Annotated in this window: 17 protein-coding genes; 6 read left to right on the top strand and 11 right to left on the bottom strand. The window is 68.8% G+C overall.

Going from position 1 to position 18,509, the window contains the following annotated elements:
* Positions 1-27: 27 nt before the first annotated feature.
* Complete coding sequence (locus QNJ67_11830) at positions 28-1,614, bottom strand: ABC transporter substrate-binding protein (GenBank protein ID MDJ0609656.1); 1,587 nt, start codon at positions 1,612-1,614, stop codon at positions 28-30.
* Positions 1,615-1,770: 156 nt separating this feature from the next.
* Between QNJ67_11830 and QNJ67_11825 the strand changes: the two genes are divergently transcribed.
* Both QNJ67_11825 and QNJ67_11820 read left to right on the top strand, forming a co-directional pair.
* Positions 1,771-2,409, top strand: coding sequence for a hypothetical protein (locus QNJ67_11825; GenBank protein MDJ0609655.1), 639 nt, complete (start codon positions 1,771-1,773; stop codon positions 2,407-2,409).
* Positions 2,410-2,775: 366 nt separating this feature from the next.
* The gene (locus tag QNJ67_11820; protein MDJ0609654.1) at positions 2,776-3,663 is read left to right on the top strand and encodes an endonuclease/exonuclease/phosphatase family protein; all 888 of its coding nucleotides are present in this window, start codon (positions 2,776-2,778) and stop codon (positions 3,661-3,663) included.
* Positions 3,664-3,792: 129 nt separating this feature from the next.
* On the opposite strand, the gene QNJ67_11815 is transcribed toward QNJ67_11820, so the two are convergent.
* Positions 3,793-4,443, bottom strand: a complete 651-nt coding sequence (locus tag QNJ67_11815; protein MDJ0609653.1) for a DNA-3-methyladenine glycosylase — start codon at positions 4,441-4,443, stop codon at positions 3,793-3,795.
* 62 nt (positions 4,444-4,505) lie between these two features.
* On the opposite strand from QNJ67_11815, the gene gluQRS reads away from it, so the two are divergent.
* On the top strand, positions 4,506-5,357 hold the full coding sequence (gluQRS, locus tag QNJ67_11810) for a tRNA glutamyl-Q(34) synthetase GluQRS (protein MDJ0609652.1): 852 nt from the start codon (positions 4,506-4,508) through the stop codon (positions 5,355-5,357).
* Positions 5,358-5,526: 169 nt separating this feature from the next.
* Here the strand turns inward: gluQRS and QNJ67_11805 are convergent, their stop codons facing one another.
* The 5 genes from QNJ67_11805 to QNJ67_11785 all read right to left on the bottom strand — a co-directional run bounded on the left by QNJ67_11805 (position 5,527) and on the right by QNJ67_11785 (position 10,169).
* Positions 5,527-6,378, bottom strand: coding sequence for a DUF4743 domain-containing protein (locus QNJ67_11805; protein ID MDJ0609651.1), 852 nt, complete (start codon positions 6,376-6,378; stop codon positions 5,527-5,529).
* On the bottom strand, positions 6,375-6,701 hold the full coding sequence (locus QNJ67_11800) for a hypothetical protein (GenBank protein MDJ0609650.1): 327 nt from the start codon (positions 6,699-6,701) through the stop codon (positions 6,375-6,377). Before QNJ67_11800 ends, QNJ67_11805 begins: the two co-directional genes overlap by 4 nt.
* Positions 6,702-7,041: 340 nt before the next feature.
* On the bottom strand, positions 7,042-8,511 hold the full coding sequence (locus tag QNJ67_11795) for a pyridoxal-dependent decarboxylase (GenBank protein MDJ0609649.1): 1,470 nt from the start codon (positions 8,509-8,511) through the stop codon (positions 7,042-7,044).
* A 495-nt stretch (positions 8,512-9,006) separates the two neighbouring features.
* Positions 9,007-9,597, bottom strand: a complete 591-nt coding sequence (locus QNJ67_11790; protein ID MDJ0609648.1) for a YceI family protein — start codon at positions 9,595-9,597, stop codon at positions 9,007-9,009.
* Positions 9,594-10,169, bottom strand: coding sequence for a cytochrome b (locus tag QNJ67_11785; GenBank protein MDJ0609647.1), 576 nt, complete (start codon positions 10,167-10,169; stop codon positions 9,594-9,596). Before QNJ67_11785 ends, QNJ67_11790 begins: the two co-directional genes overlap by 4 nt.
* A 339-nt stretch (positions 10,170-10,508) precedes the next feature.
* Here QNJ67_11785 and QNJ67_11780 point away from each other — a divergent pair, with 339 nt between their 5' ends.
* A complete protein-coding gene (locus QNJ67_11780) occupies positions 10,509-10,787 on the top strand; it encodes a hypothetical protein (protein ID MDJ0609646.1) in 279 nt (92 codons plus the stop codon).
* A gap of 174 nt (positions 10,788-10,961) precedes the next feature.
* Here QNJ67_11780 and QNJ67_11775 read toward each other — a convergent pair whose 3' ends face one another.
* Together QNJ67_11775 and QNJ67_11770 are read right to left on the bottom strand one after the other, a co-directional pair.
* On the bottom strand, positions 10,962-11,474 hold the full coding sequence (locus tag QNJ67_11775; protein ID MDJ0609645.1) for an arylesterase: 513 nt from the start codon (positions 11,472-11,474) through the stop codon (positions 10,962-10,964).
* Positions 11,475-11,741: 267 nt separating this feature from the next.
* On the bottom strand, positions 11,742-13,775 hold the full coding sequence (locus QNJ67_11770; protein MDJ0609644.1) for a protein meaA: 2,034 nt from the start codon (positions 13,773-13,775) through the stop codon (positions 11,742-11,744).
* Positions 13,776-14,037: 262 nt separating this feature from the next.
* On the opposite strand from QNJ67_11770, the gene ccrA reads away from it, so the two are divergent.
* Positions 14,038-15,336 carry a crotonyl-CoA carboxylase/reductase gene (gene ccrA / locus QNJ67_11765; GenBank protein ID MDJ0609643.1) on the top strand — a complete coding sequence of 433 codons (1,299 nt, stop codon included), beginning with the start codon at positions 14,038-14,040 and terminating at the stop codon, positions 15,334-15,336.
* A 172-nt stretch (positions 15,337-15,508) separates the two neighbouring features.
* Positions 15,509-17,200: an acyl-CoA dehydrogenase family protein gene (locus QNJ67_11760; GenBank protein MDJ0609642.1), complete on the top strand. Its 1,692-nt coding sequence runs from the start codon at positions 15,509-15,511 to the stop codon at positions 17,198-17,200.
* 166 nt (positions 17,201-17,366) lie between these two features.
* On the opposite strand, the gene QNJ67_11755 is transcribed toward QNJ67_11760, so the two are convergent.
* On the bottom strand, positions 17,367-18,152 hold the full coding sequence (locus tag QNJ67_11755) for an ADP-ribosylglycohydrolase family protein (GenBank protein ID MDJ0609641.1): 786 nt from the start codon (positions 18,150-18,152) through the stop codon (positions 17,367-17,369).
* 1 nt (position 18,153) lies between these two features.
* A partial coding sequence (locus QNJ67_11750) for an OsmC family protein (protein MDJ0609640.1) occupies positions 18,154-18,509 on the bottom strand: 356 nt, incomplete at its 5' end.

Raw genomic sequence — 18,509 nt, 5'->3', positions numbered from 1 at the left:
TGCCTTGCCCACTCCCCCGAAGGCTGATCAGGCGAACCACCACCTCTCGATACACTTGGTCCCGTCCATGTCCCAGTTGCCCTGCAGCGTGCCGTGCTGGACCTTCTTGGACATTGCGAAGACGTAGTTGTTGAACAGAGGCACGACGACGCCGCCTTCGTCGCGAAGGATCAGCTGCATCTCGCCGTACATGTCGCGGCGCTTGGCCTCGTTCAGCTCGGCCCGGGCCTCGACCAGCAGCTTGTTGAAGCGTTCGTGCTTCCAGAAGGTATCGTTCCAGCTGGCGCCCTCGGCGTAGGCGGTCGAGAACATCCAGTCCTCGGTCGGACGGCCGCCCCAGTAGCACATGCACCAGGGCTTGTTCATCCAGACATTGGACCAGTAGCCGTCGTTCGGCTCGCGCACCACCTCGATGTTGATGTTGGCGTCGGCGGCGTGCTCCCTGTAGAGCACGGCGGCGTCGACCGCGCCGGCGAAGGCGGCGTCGGCAGCGTGCAGCGGCACGGTGAGCTCGGTCAGACCCGCCTTCTTCAGGTGGAACTTGGCCTTGTCCGGATCGTAGGTCCGCTGCTCCAGGTCCGAGGCGTGGTAGCGGTTCGAGGTGCTGATCGGGTGGTCGTTGCCGACCGCGCCGTGGCCGCGCAGCACGGTCTGCAGCAGTGCTTCCCGGTCCAGGGCGTGCTTCAGCGCCATGCGTACGTGGTTGTTGTCGAAGGGCCCCTGATCCGTGCGCATCGGGATCGTGTAGTGCGCCGTGCCGGTGGTCTCGGCGATCTTGATGTTCTCGTTGCGCTTCATCAGGGCGAGCGTCTTGATGTCGACCCGGTCCATGGTGTCGATCTCGCCGGTGATCAGCGCGTTGGTGCGCGCCGCCACGTCGGTGACCGAGAGCATCTCGACCTCATCGAAGTGCGCCGCTCCCGCCTTGAAGTAGTTCGGGTTGCGCTTGAAAGAGGCGCGGACGCCGGGCTCGAAGCTCTCCAGTATGTAGCCGCCGGTGCCGACCCCGCTCATCGCGTCGACCTTGCCGTCCTTCGAGGGCAGGATCGCCACGTGGTAGTCGCCGATGACGAAGGGGAAGTCCGCGTTGCCGCCCGAAAGCTCGACCACGACGGTGTCCTTGCCGTCGGCCTTGATGTCGACCACCTGCTCGAGCAGCGGCTTGGCCGCCGATTTCGAGTCCGCGCCCCGGTGGTGGTTGACCGAGGCGACGATGTCGTCGGCGTCGACGGTCTTGCCGTTGTGGAACTCGACGCCCTGGCGGACCTTGAAATACCAGGTCTTGGCGTCGTCCGAGGCCTCCCAGGAAGCGGCCACTTCGGGCACCAGCTCGCCTTCCGAGTTGATCTCGGCGATGTGGTTGTTGATGGCGAAGTTCAAGAGCGCCATGTAGCCGTTCTCGAAGGTCGCCGGATCGAGCGAATCCGTGGTCGAGCCGTGGCCGATGCCGAGGCGCAGCTTGCCGCCCCTCTTCGGCGTCGCGGCCAGCGCCTGGCCGGCGAGCGTGCCCGCTGCGGCCGCGCCCACGCCCAGCGCCGCGGCCCCGGCCAGGAACTGGCGTCGATCGATATGGCCCGCGCGCAGCAGGCGCTCCAAGTCGCCCAGCTTGTTCATGCTTGTCTCCCTGCCTCGGCGCCCGCCCCTGCCTCCCTTTAAGGCTTCTGTTTTTGCGGGCAGATGTTGCCAAGATGATGGACGAATTGGGAAAGGGACGCAAGAACGCCGGCCGGCCGATTAGACAGGCGAGGTGTCCTGCCGTAGGATAAAGCCATGAAATCCCTGCTCGCCGGTCTCGGTTTGCTCGCGCTCCTCGGCCTCTGGCCCGCGACCGCCAAGACCGCCACCTGGGAGGCCGCGGGACTCACCTTCAGCGACGAACTGGGCGGTTTCAAGCTGGTCTCGGTATCCGGGTCCGGGTCGCTCGCCGACCCGATCGTTATCGTCGAGGAGATTGCGACGCTGGAAGCGGCGATCCTGGTGATCCGCGGCCGGCAGCAGCGCAAGACGCCGGATCGCCAGGTGTCGATCCCGACCTTCATCAACCTCGCGATCATCAAGATCGTGATCAACGGGAGCGGCCGGGTCTGGACCGGGTTCGACCTGGAGCTGCAGGAGAAGCTCCGCAGTCCCAGCACCTACGGCGACGGCCTGTCGTTCGACCAGATGCGCAGCTTCGGCGAGGCCGCGCCGGCCTCGGACAGCTTCGCCTTCAGCCAGCAGATCAGCGAACCCTACGACCGGGTCAGGTTCGGCCGGGGCAGCGTCGACCCCGGCGCCACAGTGCGCTTCAACTTCTTCATCACCGACCCCACGCCGCGCGGCGAGTTCTTCCTGGTCCAGGAGCCGAAGCTGCTGCTGTCCCGGAAGCACGGGCCGGCGCCCCAATTGGCGACCACCCCGCCGCGCTGACAGGGCGCAGAAGAAAAAGACCAGCCGCATGAACAGCGCAGGCCGTGGCGCGCACGGTCCGCCATTGGCCGCTCCGACAAAAAACAAAATGACTCACCACAGAGACACAGAGAGCACAGAGAGCACAGAGAAACAAAAAGGGTTGGATAGCGCGCGGAGCGCGCCAAAAAACTTTGGTTTTTCCTCTGTGTTCCCTGTGCCTCTGTGGTGAAGCCTTCTTTTTGGTTTCTCCGCAGCCTGGGCGACCTCATCCGCGCGAACGGTCATCGCGCCTGAAGTACTGGAGACCTTCGGGACCCCGCCCGGTCTTGACCGAGAGAAGCGTGCCGTCGAAGACTTCTTGAACCAGGAGCAAAGGCGAACGCCGTGAAGCTGGTCGGCTACAACATCCAGTATTCTCTCGGCAAGGACGGCCGTTACGACCTTGCACGGATCGCGGACACGGTCGGCGGCGCCGACGTGATCGCCCTGCAGGAGGTCGAGCGGAACTGGCGGCGCAGCGGCATGGCCGACCAGCCGGCCGAGCTCGGCCGGCTCTTGCCCGAGTACTTCTGGGTCTACGGCCCGGCTTACGACATGGACGCCAGCACGCATCGGCCGGACGGCGGCGTGGAGAACCGTCGCAAGCAGTTCGGCACCATGATCCTGAGCCGAACGCCGATCCTGTCGTCGCGCCTGCACCTCCTGCCCAAGATGGCGCCGCTCAGGCATTTCAACACCCAGACCGGCGCCCTGGAGGCCGTCATCGAGGGGGAGAGGGGGCCGTTGCGCGTCTACTCGCTCCACCTGGCCCACTTCCTCGCCGCCGAGCGCCTGGCCCAGATCGAAAGCCTCTGGCGCATCATCCGCGCGGCGCCAGAGGAGGGCGGCTGCTGGAGCGGCGCCGACCCCGACGCCTACGAGCACTGGGAGTGCGGGGCCGAGCCGCCCATGCCCCGGGAGGCGATTCTCCTGGGCGACTTCAACCTGGAGCCCCGCTCGCCGGAGTACGAGGCCCTGGTCGGCCCCCGCAGCGCCTGGGACGACCGGGTCGAGGTGCGCCACCGCCTGGTCGACACCTGGGTCGCCGCCGGGAACGCGGAGGACGAAGGGGTCACCTACCCCGAGAACCCGAACTACCCGACCCTCGGCGATCTCCGGATCGACTACTGCTTCGTGACCGCGGGCCTGGCCGACCGGGTCCACCGCGCCTGGATCGACAACGAGGCCCAGGGCTCCGACCACCAGCCCATCTGGGTCGAGCTCGAGGTCTAGCAATCTGCTAAGTCGGCACCATCACCCTTCGACAAGCTCAGGGTGAGGGCAGAATGCATCAAAGAAGTACCCTCATCCTGAGCTTGTCGAAGGATGAACGTGATCAAGGGCTCGGGAGTTCTTCGCCCCTTACCGAGAATCCTCCGGCAGGGCGAGTTGGCCGCGGACGTGCCAGATCAGGCGCGCCGCGACCGCGCGCCAGGGGCGCCAGGGCGCGACCAGGTCGCGCAGGGTCCGGGCGTCGGGCCGCTCGGCCAGCCGCTTCAGCTTCTGCACGCCGATCATCAGGCCCAGGTCGTCGGCCGGGAAGACGTCGGGGCGGCCGAGCGAGAACAGCAGGTAGACCTCGGCGCTCCAGCGGCCGATGCCCTTGAGCTTGCGGAGCTCGGCGATCGCCGCCTCGTCGTCGAGGCCGGCCAGGGTTTCCAGGTCGACCCGGCCGGACACCAGGTCCTCGGCGATCGCGCGGCCGTAGGCGATTTTCTGCCGGCTGAGGCCGACGGCCTTCATGGCCTCCTCGTCGAGCGCCAGGAAGGCTTCGGGTTGAATCTCACCGAAGGGGTCGCCGCAAGCCTCTCGCAGGCGGCCCCAGATCGCCGAGGCCGAGGCGACCGAGACCTGCTGGCCGACGATGATCCTGAGCAGCGCCCGGTAGCCCGGCTGCTCGGCGCGCAGCGGCGGCGCGCCGAAGTCGCGGTAAGCCGCGCCCAGGTCCGAATCGAGGTGGGCGAGCTGCTCCAGACCCTCACGCAGGGCCGCTTCGCTGTCGATGCTCGTCATCGCGGCACCCTGGCGCGCGCGGGACTTGTGGGCAAGGCCCGCGCCAACCAAGTCTTGCTCTGATGACCCTTTCCGCGCCCGTCACCCGCTTCGCGCCCTCGCCCACCGGGCTGCTGCACCTGGGCCACGCCCACTCCGCCCTCTTCGCCTGGCGGGCGGCGCGGCAGGCCGGCGGCCGCTTCCTGCTGCGCATCGAGGACATCGACCGGGGCCGCTGCCGGCCCGAGTTCGAGGCGGCGATCTTCGAGGACCTGGACTGGCTCGGCCTCTCCTGGGAAGAACCGGTGCGCCGCCAGTCCGAGCATCTCGACGACTACCGCGCCGCGCTCGACCGCCTCGGCGAGCGCGGCCTCGTCTATCCCTGCTTCTGCACCCGGAAGGAGATCCAGGCCGAGATCGCCCGCGCGGGGCGGGCGCCCCACGGCCCCGAGGGCCCGCTCTATCCGGGCCTCTGCCGCGGCCTCCCGGCGGACGAGGGCCACGGCCGGGTCGCCGGCGGCGAGGCCCATGCGCTCAGGCTCGATCTCGCCCGCGCCCTGGAGAGCGTGGGCGACCTTGCCTGGGAGGATCTGGGCGAGGGCTTCATCGAGGCGACGCCCGAGATCCTCGGCGACGTGGTCCTGGCCCGCAAGGACGTGCCGACCAGCTACCACTTGGCGGTGACCTTGGACGACGCGCTCCAGGGCGTCACCCTGGTCACCCGCGGCGCCGACCTGCTGCCGGCGACCCACGTCCACCGCCTGCTCCAGGCGCTGCTCGGCCTGCCGACGCCGACCTGGCACCACCACGCCCTGGTCGAGGACGAGAGCGGCAAGCGCCTTGCCAAGCGCCACGACGCGCTCTCGATCCGCGCCCTGCGCGCCGCGGGCAAGAGCCCGGCCGAGGTGCGCGCGCTGGCCGGCTTTCCGGACTGAGGCGCGCGTTCAGCCGGCCGCTGACGAAGTGCACAGTCGGCACCATCACCCTTCGACGAACTCAGGGTGAGGGCGAGGTGATTCAAGAAATGACCCTCATCCTGAGCTTTGTCGAAGGATGACGGCGATCAAGGGTTCCGGACCATATCAGCTGTACGGCGGACCCGCCCTACTCCGGCACGCGCAGGCCGTGCAGGATGTCGAGGTAGTCGGGGTCCGAGGCGGTGACGTAGCCGTGGCGCACCAGGAAATCGATGTTGACCAGGGCGACGTTGAACTTGAAGTCCTCGGTCTCGGCCAGGACCTCCATGACCTGACCGATCGGCCAGAGGTAGAAGGCCTCGACCTCGCCGTCGGTGTTGCGCGGCTCGAAGTCCTCGGGCAGCAGCAGGTCGTAGCAGAACAGCACGTCGTTGCGCAGGCCCTCGTCGCGCTCGGTGATGTAGGAAACCCCGCTCACCGCGATCGCCCGTTCCGCCAGGGCGCGCGGCATGTCGGCCTCCTCGGCGCACTCCTTGACCAGGTTCTCGCGCACGCTGATGCCCGCCGGCTGGCCGCCGGCGACCAGGTTGTCGAGCTTGCCGGCGCCGGTCGGCTTGTGCCGGGAGCGGCGCCCGACCCAGAGGCGCAGGCCGTCCCCGGCCCGGTGGTAGCCGTTGAGATGGACGCCGAAGCCGCGCACCCCGAACATCGGCACCGCCGCTCGTTCGATGGTCATCAGCGGCGCCGCGCCCCAGCGGTTCAGGACCGGGTAGGGCTCGTTGCGCCAATTGGGGAACTCGCCCCGGTCGCGGAAGCGCTCCAGGACCTCGGCCACCGCCTCGGTGCGGGCCTTGACGCTGCCCAGCGCCGGGTGCAGGCGGACAGACTGCTCGCTGATCCGGAACACCCGGTCGTAGGCCGCCAGACGCCGGGCCGTCTCGTGCCGGACCCAGCCGACCTGGTCCGAGCCGACCATGAAGGGCCGGTAGTCGGCCGGCTCCCAGCGCTGGCAGCCGCGGATCCGGTCGAGCAGGCTCAAGTGAGCGCCTTCTGCGAGGTGAGCACGGCGTTGACCGCCTGGATCTGGCCGAGACAGCGGGCGATGTAGGCGGTCAGCTCGGGGGTCAGCCCCTCGACCTGGAGGTCGATGGCCAGCTCGTCCCCGCGTGGGCCGATGCGGTCGCTGACCCAGCGGCTCGGCACCAGGTTGCGCTTGGCGAAGAGCTCGAGGACCCGGGGCATGACCCCGGGCTCGGCCTCGGCCTGAATCGAGAAGCAGGCGACGGTAAGGCCCTGGTCCCGGCGGCGGCCGGGCGAAGAGGCGAAGAAATCGGGGGAAGAAGCGGAACGACTAGCGGACATGACACGCAAACTCCTGTCTGGCGAAAAACGGTCGAAAAGCTCGGCCCGGCTGCCCCTTGGGCGCCGGGTGGCTAATTCGAATCCGCGTGCCGAACAGGTGTTGCGTCATGGGAGCGAGACTATCGCCCGGAACCCGCGCAGGCAAGGGCGGGCGGAACCATGGAGGCCATGGCGTTTGGCCATTCCGGCAAAAAAAGAAAAGCTGATTCACCACAGAGGACACAGAGAACACAGAGGAAAAACCAAGGTTTCTTTTCGCGCGCTTCGCGCGCAACCAACCCTTTTTGGTTCTCTGTGTTCTCTGTGTCCTCTGTGGTGAATCTTATTTGGTTCTCGGGATTCAGCTCAGCCCCTCCTGCGCCAGGAACTCGTCGACCACGGCGAGGAGGCGGGCGAGCTCGGCTTCGCCGGTCTGGGGGTTGAGCAGGACGGCGCGCAGCCAGCGCCGCCCGCGGTAGAGCGGCAGGGAGAGGAAGATCCCGGCCTCGAGAAGGCAGCGCTGCAGCGCGGCGGTCAGGCGGTCGCCCCGCTCCGGATCGTCCCCAAGGTCGTCCGTGGTGTCGTCCGCGCGGTCGCCCGCGGCGGGCCGGAAGCAGAGCAGGTTGGAGTCGGGCCGGGCGGCCAGCGCCAGCGCCGGCCGCGCCTCGATCTCGGCCAGCAGGCGCCGGGTCAGCGCCAGGTTCTCCTCGACGATCTCGCCGAGCCCCTCGAGCCCCAGGTGCTGCAGGGTGAGCCAGAGCTTGAGCACCTCGGCCGCCCGGGTGCCCTGGAGTCCGAGCTCGCCCAGGTTGGTGAAGCCGCCGGTCGCGGCCATGTAGGGCGCGTCGATCCGGAAGTGCCGCTCCAGCGTCGCCGGCGCGCGGAACAGGCAGCAGGCGCAGGCCTTGGCGACGTAGAGCCACTTCTGCGGGTTGAAGGTGATCGAGTCGGCGCGCTCGATCCCGGCCAGCTTGCCGCGTCCGGCCTCGCTCAGGATCATGGCGCCGCCGTAGGCCGCATCGACGTGGAACCAGAGGCCCTTGTCGGCGGCGATCCCGGCCAGGGCCTCCAGGGGATCAAAGCTCCCGGTCACCGTGGTGCCGGCGGTCGCCACGACGGCGAAGGGGGCGCCGCCGCCCTGTTCCGCCTCGTCGATCGCCCGCGCCAGCGCCGAAGGCACCATGCGGCCGTCGGAGTCGGTCGCGACCGGGACCACCGCCTTGGAGCCCAGGCCGAGCACCATGGCGGCCTTCTTGAGCGAGGTGTGGGCCGCCTCGGAGGCGAAGACCAGGGGCCGCCGGGCGAGCCCGGCGAGGCCGTCCTCGGCGACGGGAAAGGCCCGGTTGCGGGCGACCGCGAGGGCGTGGATGTTGGCCAGCGATCCGCCGCTCGCCATGACCCCGCCGCAGCCCTCGGGCAGGCCGAACAGCCGGCCCAGCTCGGTCATCAGCCCCGCCTCCAGCCGCGAAAAGGCGGGCGACATCTCGAGCGACAGCAGGTTGTTGTTGACCGCCGCCCCGGCCAGCGCGCCGACCAGCGAGGCGGTCGCCGGCGCCGGGTCCATGTGCCCCATCCAGCCGGGGCTGTGGGGGTTCATCGAGGCCTCGAGCAGCGCTTTCAGGCCGTCCAGGATCTCCGCCTCGTCGAGGGGCGCGCGCGGCAGCCGAAGCGCCGTCGGCCCCGGCTCGGGCGGCAGCGGCGGCCGCCCACCGGCGCTCGCCATGTGGTCGAGTACAAGGTCGAGCGCGCGGCCGAGCAGCGCGCCGACCGCCTCCCGGTTCGCGCCGTCCGGCGCGGCGAAGGCGGCGGATGGTCGGCTCGCTTCGGACATGAATCAGGCACCCGGGTCGAGGATGTTGGAACTGGCGCCGACACTCTGTCATTGCCGGGCTCGACCCGGCAATCCGGGAACCGCACCTGCCCTTCTTTGTCATGGCCGGACTTGATCCGGCCATCCAGGGCAACCGCTCATCACTTGCATGGTTTGCTGGATGCCCGGTTCAAGCCCGGGCATGACGAGACGTGTGGCCACGACCCAAAACGGCCCCGTCCCTTTTTGTCATGGCCGGGCCCCGACCCGGCCATCCAAGGCGGCTTCATAGCGCGACTGCCAACAGACCCTGGATGCCCGGATCAAGTCCGGGCATGACAGAAGGGAACGCTTACCAAAAAAGATTCCACCACAGAGGCACAGAGAACACAGAGGAAAAACCAAGGTTCTTTTCGCGCGCTTCGCGCGCAACCAGATCCTTTTTGGTTCTCTGTGTTCTCTGTGTCTCTGTGGTGAAAATCAGTTGGTTTAGGTTGGGGCGAATGCTCGCTGCGGTCACTCCGCCGGGCGGGTGGCGCGGATGTCGATGAAGATGCGCACCTCGTCGGCGACCACCGAGGTGTCCTGCCACATGCCCTGGCCGACGCCGTAGTCGAGGCGGGAGATCTCCAGCTCGCCCTTGGCCTGGGCCAGCAGCGCCCCGTCGCGCTCGGGGTGCGGCGCGATCGCGAGCGTGAAGGGCAGCACCACCGGACGGGTCTGGTCGCGCAGAGTCAGGCGGCCGCGCGCCTCGTAGAGGTCGCCGCCCTTGTGCGCGAACTCGGCCGCCTCGAAGCGCGCGGTCGGCCAGGTGATCGCGTTGAACAGACCCTTGCCCTTGATCGCGTCGTCGCGCTCGCGGCTCTGGCTGTTGACGCTGGCGATCTCGATGGTCACGGCGACCCGGCTGGCGGCGAGGTCCTCGGGGGCGAAGGCGATCTCGGCGTCGAACACCTCGAAGACGCCGTCGACCTCGGCGCCGGACTGCTTGGCGATGTAGCCGACCCGGCTGCCGACCTCCACGGTCCAGGCCGGCGGCTGAGCGGCGGCGGGCAGGCAGAGGATGCAGAGAAGGAAGAGCAGGAAGACCAGGAAAGCGCGGATCACGGCCTGCCTCCGCCGCCCGGCAGCATGCGGGCGAGCACCTCGTCCTTCAGCCAGAAGCGGTGGCGCAGGGCCGCGCCGATGTGGACCAGGACCAGGCCCGCCAGGGCCCAGCCCAGGACGAAATGGGTCAGGCCGAGCGTCTCTTTCAGGGCCTCGTCGGGCCCGGTCAGGTTGGGCAGGACGAAGAGCCCGAAGACCACGACCGGGAAGTTGGCGGCCCAGGAGTGCACGATGCCGACGGCCGGCTGTGCCAGCAGCAGGGCGTAGAGCAGGAAGTGGCTCGCCCGGGCCGCCCCGACCTCCCAGGCGGCCATGCCCGGCGGCAGCGGCGGCGGCGGCGCCACCTGGCGCCAGGCGAGGCGCAGCAGGGTGAGCGCCAGCACCGTCACGCCGATCGACTTGTGGATGTTGTAGACCTCGATCTTCTCGGGCCCGAGCGGCAGCGTATCCATGTAGAGCGCGATGCCGATCAGGGCGAAGACCAGGACCGCCGTGACCCAGTGGAACAGCTGGGCCGGCCAGCCGAAGCGGCCGCCCGCGCCCACGCCCTGCGTCTCGGCAAGGTTCGTCATGGTGAGGCCTCTCTATCCTCGCGCGCCGGACGGCGCGCATGACGTCTCGCTGCGCTGCCATGGAGCTTCCGGCCGCCCCCGCCCGCATGATCCGGGCAGCCGTCGCCTGCATTTCCGGGCCCGCCGCTTCGGGCTTGGCGCCCACCCGTCCGGCTCTTGCCGTCCGGGATTGCTTGGCGGTCATACTAAACCCGGCCCCCGCGCGCTGAAAAGATGCGGACGGCCCCGCGTCGAGACGGCTGCCTGGACAAACGGGCCGCGCTATGCTGTTCAGGTCCTGAACGATGGCGCAGAGCGAGAACGAAGTACGCGCCGATGGAAACACGAGTGTCGGAACCGATGAGCAGAGTGAGAGCCGCGCGCTATATCGCGCTGGGACTGGTCGCGGCGGCACTGACCGGTTGCTACACGAGCGAACGCAGGCAGGATCAACTGGCGGTGGGCTGCGCGGTTCGTGAATGCGTGTGCACGCCCGAGCGCCTCTCGATGGATCGCGAGCGGCTGAGGAATCGGCCCGTGCAGTTCCACGAGAACGGCAACGCCTACTGCCCCGAGGGCTTCAGGCTGCGCTTCAGGGAAAAGCCCCGGGGCAGCTTCAAGCGTTACTACGGGGGCTGATTCTCTAGAGCGGATCATGTTCAGTTGGAACCACCTCGTGGTTCCAACTGAACATGTGAATCCGCTCTACATCTGAGGTTTAGAGCAGATTCACCCGGTTGATGGATCGCCTGTGGCGATTCCATCAAACCGGATCTGCTCTAGGGGCTGGCCCGCCCCGTCAGACCTGCCGCGTCAGACCGCCCCGCTGGCGCGCAGCAGCGCGGCGACGGCCTCGGCGAGGCGGCGGTAGCCGGCCGCGTTGGGGTGGATCTGGTCGCTCTTGAGGCCCGGGCTCTTCAGGATGTAGGCCAGGATCTCGCCCTCGTAGGGGAGGCGGTGGGCCTCGGCGAGGCGGGCGTAGAGCTCGGCCCCCTCGGAGAGCCAGAGGCCTGGCTCGGGCACGCCGATCAGCACGACCGCGACGCCGAGACCCCGGGCCAGGCCGATCATGGCGTCCAGGTTGGCCTCGGTGGCCGCCCGGTCGTGGCGGCGCAGGAAGTCGTTGCCGCCGTGGCAAAGGATCAGCAGGTCCGGCTGATGGCGCCGCAGCGCCCCTTCCAGCCGCCGCAGCCCCGCGCCCGAGACCTCGCCCGGCACGCCGTCGCGCAGCACCTGCCGCCCGATCAGCCGCTCCAGCACCGCCGGATAGCTCTCCGCCGCCGACGCCCCGGTTCCGTAGGTCAGGCTGTCCCCGAAGGCGAGCACAACGGCATCCTTCGGCAGCGGCGGGATCTGCGGGGTGCTGGGCCCGCACGCCGTAAGGGCGAGGAGGAGGGTTAGGAGGAGGGTGCGGTTGAGCTGGCGCAAGACGAACACCGGTTCACATGGCGCTTTCATATCGCCACCGCGACCCGGAACAAGAGGGACGGGTTATTGCTAACCCACAACCCTCACCCCGGCCCTCTCCCGGCGGGAGAGGGCCGGGGTGAGGGCTAGTTGGTTCCTTTGAACGCGGCCCCGGCATGATCGGGGTCACGCCGCCTCCCGCGCCCCCCGTTCCACGATCTCCGCGATGTCCGCCAGGATCGCCGCCAAGTCGTAGTCCTTCGGCGTGTAGACCGCGGCGACGCCGTCGCCCTTCAGCGCCTCGGCGTCTTCCGGGGGGATGATGCCGCCGACGATGAGCGGGGTGTCGGCCAGGCCCTGGTCGGCCAGGCGGGCCTGGGTCTCGCGGGCCAAGGCGACGTGGGAGCCGGAGAGGATCGAGAGGCCGACCAGGTCGACGCCCTCCTCCAGCGCCGCGCCGGCGATCTGGGACGGGGTCAGGCGGATGCCCTCGTAGACCACCTCGAAGCCGGCGTCCCGGGCCCGCAGGGCGATCTGCTCGGCGCCGTTGGAGTGGCCGTCGAGGCCCGGCTTGCCGAGCAGGATCTTGGGCCGGCGGCCGAGCCGGGAAGCGAGCGCTTCCACCCGTTGCTGGACGGCGGCGATGCGCTCCTCCTCGCGCGCGAGGCCGCGCACCGTGGCGCCGGCCACGCCCGTGGGGGCGCGGTACTCGCCGTAGACCCGGCGCAGGGCGTCGGCCCACTCGCCAGTGGTGACCCCGGCGTGGGCGCAGGCGATCGAGGGCTCCATGACGTTGGCGCCGCCCTTCGCCGCTGTTTCGAGCTCCTTCAAGGCGGCGGCGGCCGCGTCGCCGTCGCGCCGGGCGCGCCACGCCGCGAGGCGCTCGAGCTGGTCTTTCTCGGCGTCGGGATCGGGCGTGAAGAAGCCGCCGTCGGTCCCCTCGGTGAGCGGCGAGGGCGCGGATTCCGTGTAGGCGTTGACGCCGATCACGGTCTGGGCCCCACTCTCGATCGCGGCGACCCGCTTGGCGTTGCTCTCGACCAGGGCGGTCTTCATGTAGGCGCTGTCGATCGCGGCGACCGCGCCGCCCAGGTCCTCGATGCGCGCCAGCTCGGCCTCGGCCTCGGCGACCAGCTCGGCCACCTTGGCCTCGATCGCCTTCGAGCCGGTGAAGATGTCGTCGAACTCCAGCAGGTCGGTCTCGAAGGCGACGATCTGCTGCAGGCGCAGCGACCACTGCTGGTCCCAGGGCCGGGGCAGGCCGAGCGCCTCGTTCCAGGCCGGCAGCTGCACGGCGCGGGCCCGGGCGTCCTTGGAGAGGACCACGGCCAGCATCTCCAGGAGGATGCGGTAGACGTTGTTCTCGGGCTGCTGCTCGGTCAGGCCGAGCGAGTTGACCTGCACGCCGTAGCGGAAGCGCCGGTACTTGGGGTCTTCGACCCCGTAGCGCTCTTGGCAGATCCTGTCCCACAGCGCGACGAAGGCGCGCATCTTGCAGACCTCGGTGACGAAGCGCAGGCCCGCGTTGACGAAGAAGGAGATGCGGCCGACCGCCTTGGGGAACTCGTCCTCCGGCACCTGTCCGGTCGCCTTCAGGGCGTCGAGGACCGCTATGGCGTTGGCCAGGGCGAAGGCGATCTCCTGCACCGGCGTCGCGCCGGCCTCCTGCAGGTGGTAGGAGCAGACGTTGATCGGGTTCCAGCGGGGCACCTCGCGCGTGGTGAAGGCGGTCACGTCGGTGATCAGCTTCATCGAGGGCGCCGGCGGGAAGATGTAGGTGCCGCGCGAGAGGTACTCCTTCAGGACGTCGTTCTGGGTCGTGCCCGACAGCGCGGTCCGCGCCACGCCCTGCTTCTCCGCCGCCGCGATATAGAGCGCCATCAGCCAGGCCGCCGTGGCGTTGATCGTCATGGAGGAGTTCATGCGGTCCAGCGGGATGCCGTCGAGCAGGGTCTCCATGTCGCCCAGGTGGCAGATCGGCACGCCGACCTTGCCGACCTCGCCCTTCGCCAGCTCGTGGTCGGAGTCGTAGCCGGTCTGGGTCGGCAGGTCGAAGGCGACGGACAGACCGGTCTGGCCGCGCGCCAGGTTGGTGCGGAACAGCGCGTTCGAGGCGGCGGCCGTGGAGTGCCCCGCATAGGTGCGGAACAGCCACGGCCTGTCCCTTTGCGGCGCAGCATCGGCGCCCCGATTCTCCTGATCCCGCTGCCTCTCGGCCATGGTCTCTACCCCCGCATGGTCATGATATTACTGACAAGACCGGTTGTTCGCACGAAAATTACCCGTTGACACTCAACAACGAAAGATCTTGTCGTATTGTGCATTGCAAAAAGCCTATCCGCGAAGTAAGAGTCAAGCAAGCGGCAAGGTCGTTCCGTCACAATCCTAGCACGGGCGGCCTTCCGGAGCCTTGCGAGGGGGAGTTTCGGCCATGCCGGCGACGCAGCCGGATGCCGGGGGAACTTGAAGGAGAGCAACGAGCATGAGCCCAGTGACCGAGAGCGGCGTGGCGGACGCCGGCGCCGAGCAGCCGACGGTGCCGACCAAGGACCTCTACGAAGTCGGCGAGATCCCGCCGCTCGGCCACGTGCCCAAGCAGATGTACGCCTGGCTGATCCGGCGCGAGCGCCACGGCGAGCCGGAGAAGGCCATGCAGGTCGAGGTGGTCGACATCCCGGAGCTGGACAGCCACGACGTGCTGGTCCTCGTGCTCGCCGCGGGGGTCAACTACAACGGCGTCTGGGCCGGCCTCGGCGTGCCGATCTCGCCCTTCGACGTGCACAAGGCGGAATTCCACATCGCCGGTTCGGACGCCTCGGGCGTGGTCTACGCGGTCGGCTCCAAGGTCAAGCGCTGGAAGGTCGGCGACGAGGTCGTGGTGCACTGCAACCAGGACGACGGCGACGACGAGGAGTGTAACGGCGGCGACCCCATGTACTCGCCTTCGCAGCGGATCTGGGGCTACGAGACGCCGGACGGCTCCTTCGCCCAGTTCTGCCGGGTGCAGGACCGCCAGCTCATGCCCCGGCCGCGCCACCTGACCTGGGAGGAGAGCGCCTGCTACACCCTGACCCTGGCGACCGCCTACCGCATGCTGTTCGGCCACCGGCCGCACATCCTGCGGCCGGGCCACAACGTCCTGGTCTGGGGCGCCTCGGGCGGCCTCGGCTCCATGGCGGTCCAGCTGATCGCGACCGCCGGCGCCAACGCGATCGGCGTGATCTCCGACGACGACAAGCGCGACTTCGTCATGCAGCTCGGCGCCAAGGGCGTGATCAACCGCAACGAGTTCGACTGCTGGGGCCGCCTGCCCGAGGTGAAGGACGTCGACGGCTACCGCGACTACATGAAGAAGTGCCGCGAGTTCGGCAAGGCGATCTGGTCGATCACCGGCAAGGGCAACGACGTCGATTTCGTCTTCGAGCACCCGGGCGAGATGACCTTCCCGGTCTCCTGCTTCGTGGTCAAGCGCGGCGGCATGGTGGTGTTCTGCGCCGGCACCACGGGCTACAACCTGACCATGGACGCGCGCTTCGTCTGGATGCGCCAGAAGCGCATCCAGGGCAGCCACTTCGCCAACCTGCTGCAGGCCTCCCAGGCCAACACCCTGGTGGTCGAGCGGCGCATCGACCCCTGCATGTCCGAGGTCTTCTCCTGGCACGACATCCCGCGCGCCCACACCAAGATGATGAACAACCAGCACAAGCCCGGGAACATGGCCGTGCTGGTCTCGGCCAAGCGCCCCGGTATGCGCACCATCGAGGACGCGATGGAGGCGTGACGGGCGCGGACGAGGTGCTCAGTCGGCACCTCAACCTTCGGCAGGCGCGCAGCCCAGTGCGACGCGCGGGTGAGGGTAAGCTATCTCAATGATTTGACCTCATCCTGAGCTTGTCGAAGGATGACCGTGATCAAGCGCTCCTCGTGGGCGTGGCGTAAAGGGTAGCGAGAGCATGAGACAGGACACCGCCGTCACCGCATCCCGGCGCATCGACGCGCCGCAGGAGTCGCTGCTGGAGGGCTGCCGCGAGGCGCTCGCCGCCGCCGAACGCTTCATCGCCTCGGCCAAGGCCGCGGTCGCCGCGAAGGTCGCGCCCGAGGGCCGGGTCGAGGCCGCCCGCCTCGAAGCCGAGCAGTTCGCCGCCCACGGCTACGCCTGGCTCGCGACCTACGGCGCGGCCCTCAAGGAGATGCTGCAGTGGGCCGAGCGGCTGGAGGCCGAGGGCGCGCTCGGCGAGCTGGAGAGCCTCATGCTGCGCGCGGCCTTCGGCGAGTATCTCGACCAGATGGCCGGCGGCATCGCGCTCAGCCAGGTCGAGGTGGTGCGCCCGGCCGACCTCGGCGTCTCGCAGGTCGAGATGGCCGGCTTCCTCAACGACCCGGCCGTACGCACGCTGCGCGAAGGCGGCAACACGACGGCCGTACGCGCCCGCATCGCGGCGCTGATCGCCGACGGCGATTTCGGCCGGGCCGCCCTGGGCGACGAGACGCTGGACATGATCCGCGACCAGTTCCGAAAGTTCGCCGACGACCACGCGGAGGCGGCCCACGCCTGGCACCTGAAGGACGACCTGATCCCCATGGAAGTGGTCGAGGCCCTGGCCGAGCTGGGCGTCTTCGGCCTGACCGCGCCCGAGGAATACGGCGGCCTCGGCATGGGCAAGATGGCCATGTGCGTGGTCACCGAGGAGCTGTCGCGCGGCTACATCGGCCTCGGCTCGCTCGGCACCCGCTCCGAGATCGCCGCCGAGCTGATCCGCCTGGGCGGCACCGAGGCGCAGAAGCAGGCCTGGCTGCCGCGCATCTCCTCGGGCGAGATCCTGCCGACCGCGGTCTTCACCGAGCCGGGCACCGGCTCCGACCTGGGCGCCTTGCGTACGCGCGCGGTGCGCGACGGTGACACCTACAGGATCACCGGCAACAAGACCTGGATCACCCACGCGGCACGTACGGATGTCATGACCCTGCTGGCCCGCACCAACCCGGAGGAGAAGGGCTACAAGGGCCTCTCCATGTTCCTGGCGGAGAAGCCCCGGGGCACCGACGAGGCGCCCTTCCCGGCGCCGGGCATGACCGGCGGCGAGATCGGCGTGCTCGGCTACCGCGGCATGAAGGAGTACGAGCTCGGCTTCGACGGCTTCGAGGTCAAGGCCGAGAACCTCCTGGGCGAGGTCGAGGGCGAGGGCTTCAAGCAGCTCATGGCGACCTTCGAGTCGGCGCGCATCCAGACCGCGGCCCGCGCCGTCGGCGTGGCCCAGAACGCCCTCGAGCTGGGCCTGGTCTACGCCCGCGAGCGTCAGCAGTTCGGCAAGGCGATCCTCGAGTTCCCGCGCGTCGCCGGCAAGCTCGCCTGGATGGCGGTCGAGACCATGGTGGTGCGGCAGCTGACCTACGCCGCCGCGCGGGAGAAGGATTCCGACCGGCGCTGCGACATCGAGGCCGGCATGGCCAAGCTGCTGGCTGCCCGGGTCGCCTGGGCCAACGCCGACAACGCGCTCCAGGTCCACGGTGGCAACGGCTACGCCGAGGAGTACAAGATCAGCCGGGTGCTCTGCGACGCCCGGATCCTCAACATCTTCGAGGGCGCCGCCGAGATCCAGGCCCAGGTCATCGCCCGCGGCCTGCTGACGCCGGGCCGGAACTGAAAACAAGAACAAAAGGTCTCACCACAGAGACACAGAGGTCACAGAGGTCACAGAGGAAAAACAAATTGTTAGCGCGCGAGCGCGCAGACCGATCCACTCATGTTTTTGGTTCTCTGTGTCCTCTGTGTCTCTGTGGTGAACGGTTTCTGGTTTCGCGTTTCAGTGCCTACAGTCGATAGCCCTCGACCAGATACCGCTCCCTGAAGTTCCGCGTGACCCCAGCCAAGCGCTCGTCCAGGCGGGCAAAGACTTCCGATTCGATTTCCGCCGGCAGACCCTCATAGAAAGCCTCGGCAATCGCGCCCGCCACGGCGGCCTGGGTATCGGCGTCGCCGCCCAGGGAGACCGCGCGCCGGACGGCGTCGAGGAAGTCGGAAGACTCGAGAAACGCGATGATGGCCTCGGGGACCGAGCCCGGGCAGGTCGCGTCGAAGCTGTAGCTCGGCCGGATCTCCTCGATGCTGCGATCCAGATCGTAGGCGAAGGTCGCGGCCACGTAGGCCTTGATTTCCGCCTTCCCGGCGCCGCTGCGCGCGAGGAAGATCGCCGCCGCCACGGCCTTGGCCCCGGCGACGCCCTCGGGGTGATCGTGGGTGACCGTCGCGCTGGCCTCGGCTTCGGCCAGGACCGCGTCCAGGCTGTCGTGGGCATAGGCGACCGGACTGACCCGCATTGCGGAGCCGTTGCCGAAGCTGTTGTAAGGCCCGAGATCGTCGGAGCGGCCCCACCTGCTGAACAGGTAGCCGTAGCCCGCGTTCGGGTAGAAGCGATAGAACTTCCGCAGGTTCTCGTCGTAGGCGCGGTCGTGGAGCAGACAATCCGCGACCGCCGCGGTCAGCACGGAATCGTCGGTGAAGGTCGCGCCCTCGGGGAAGAGCGGAAAGTCCGTCACCTTGACGTGGCTGCGCTCGTAGACCGAGCCGATGATATCTCCGGCGATTGCGCCCAGCACGTCAGCCGCCGCTCACGATCTCCGGCTCGCAGCGCACCGGGAAGTTGACCGAGTTGGCGATGAAGCACTCGGCGTGCGCCCGCTCATGGAGCTGGCGGGCCCGCTCCGCGTCGCTCTCGGCCGTGATGGTGACTTCGGGGCGCAGGATCACCTCGGTGAAGCGGCCTTTGCGCGGCTCTTCCAGCATGGTGCCCTCCGCGGCGTCCCGGTAGGCCGTGACCACCACGCCCTTCACGGCGCAGAGGTGCAGGTACCAGAGCATGTGGCAGGCCGAGAGCGCGGCGACCAGCAGGTCCTCGGGGTTGTGCCGCGCCGGGTCGCCCAGGAAGGCCGGGTCCGAGGAGCCCTCGATCGGCG

The organism is Kiloniellales bacterium (assembly GCA_030064845.1).
GTDB lineage: Bacteria > Pseudomonadota > Alphaproteobacteria > Kiloniellales > JAKSDN01 > JASJEC01.
Note: the sequence above shows the minus strand (reverse complement) of the source record. Positions and strands in the feature narration are given on the sequence as shown.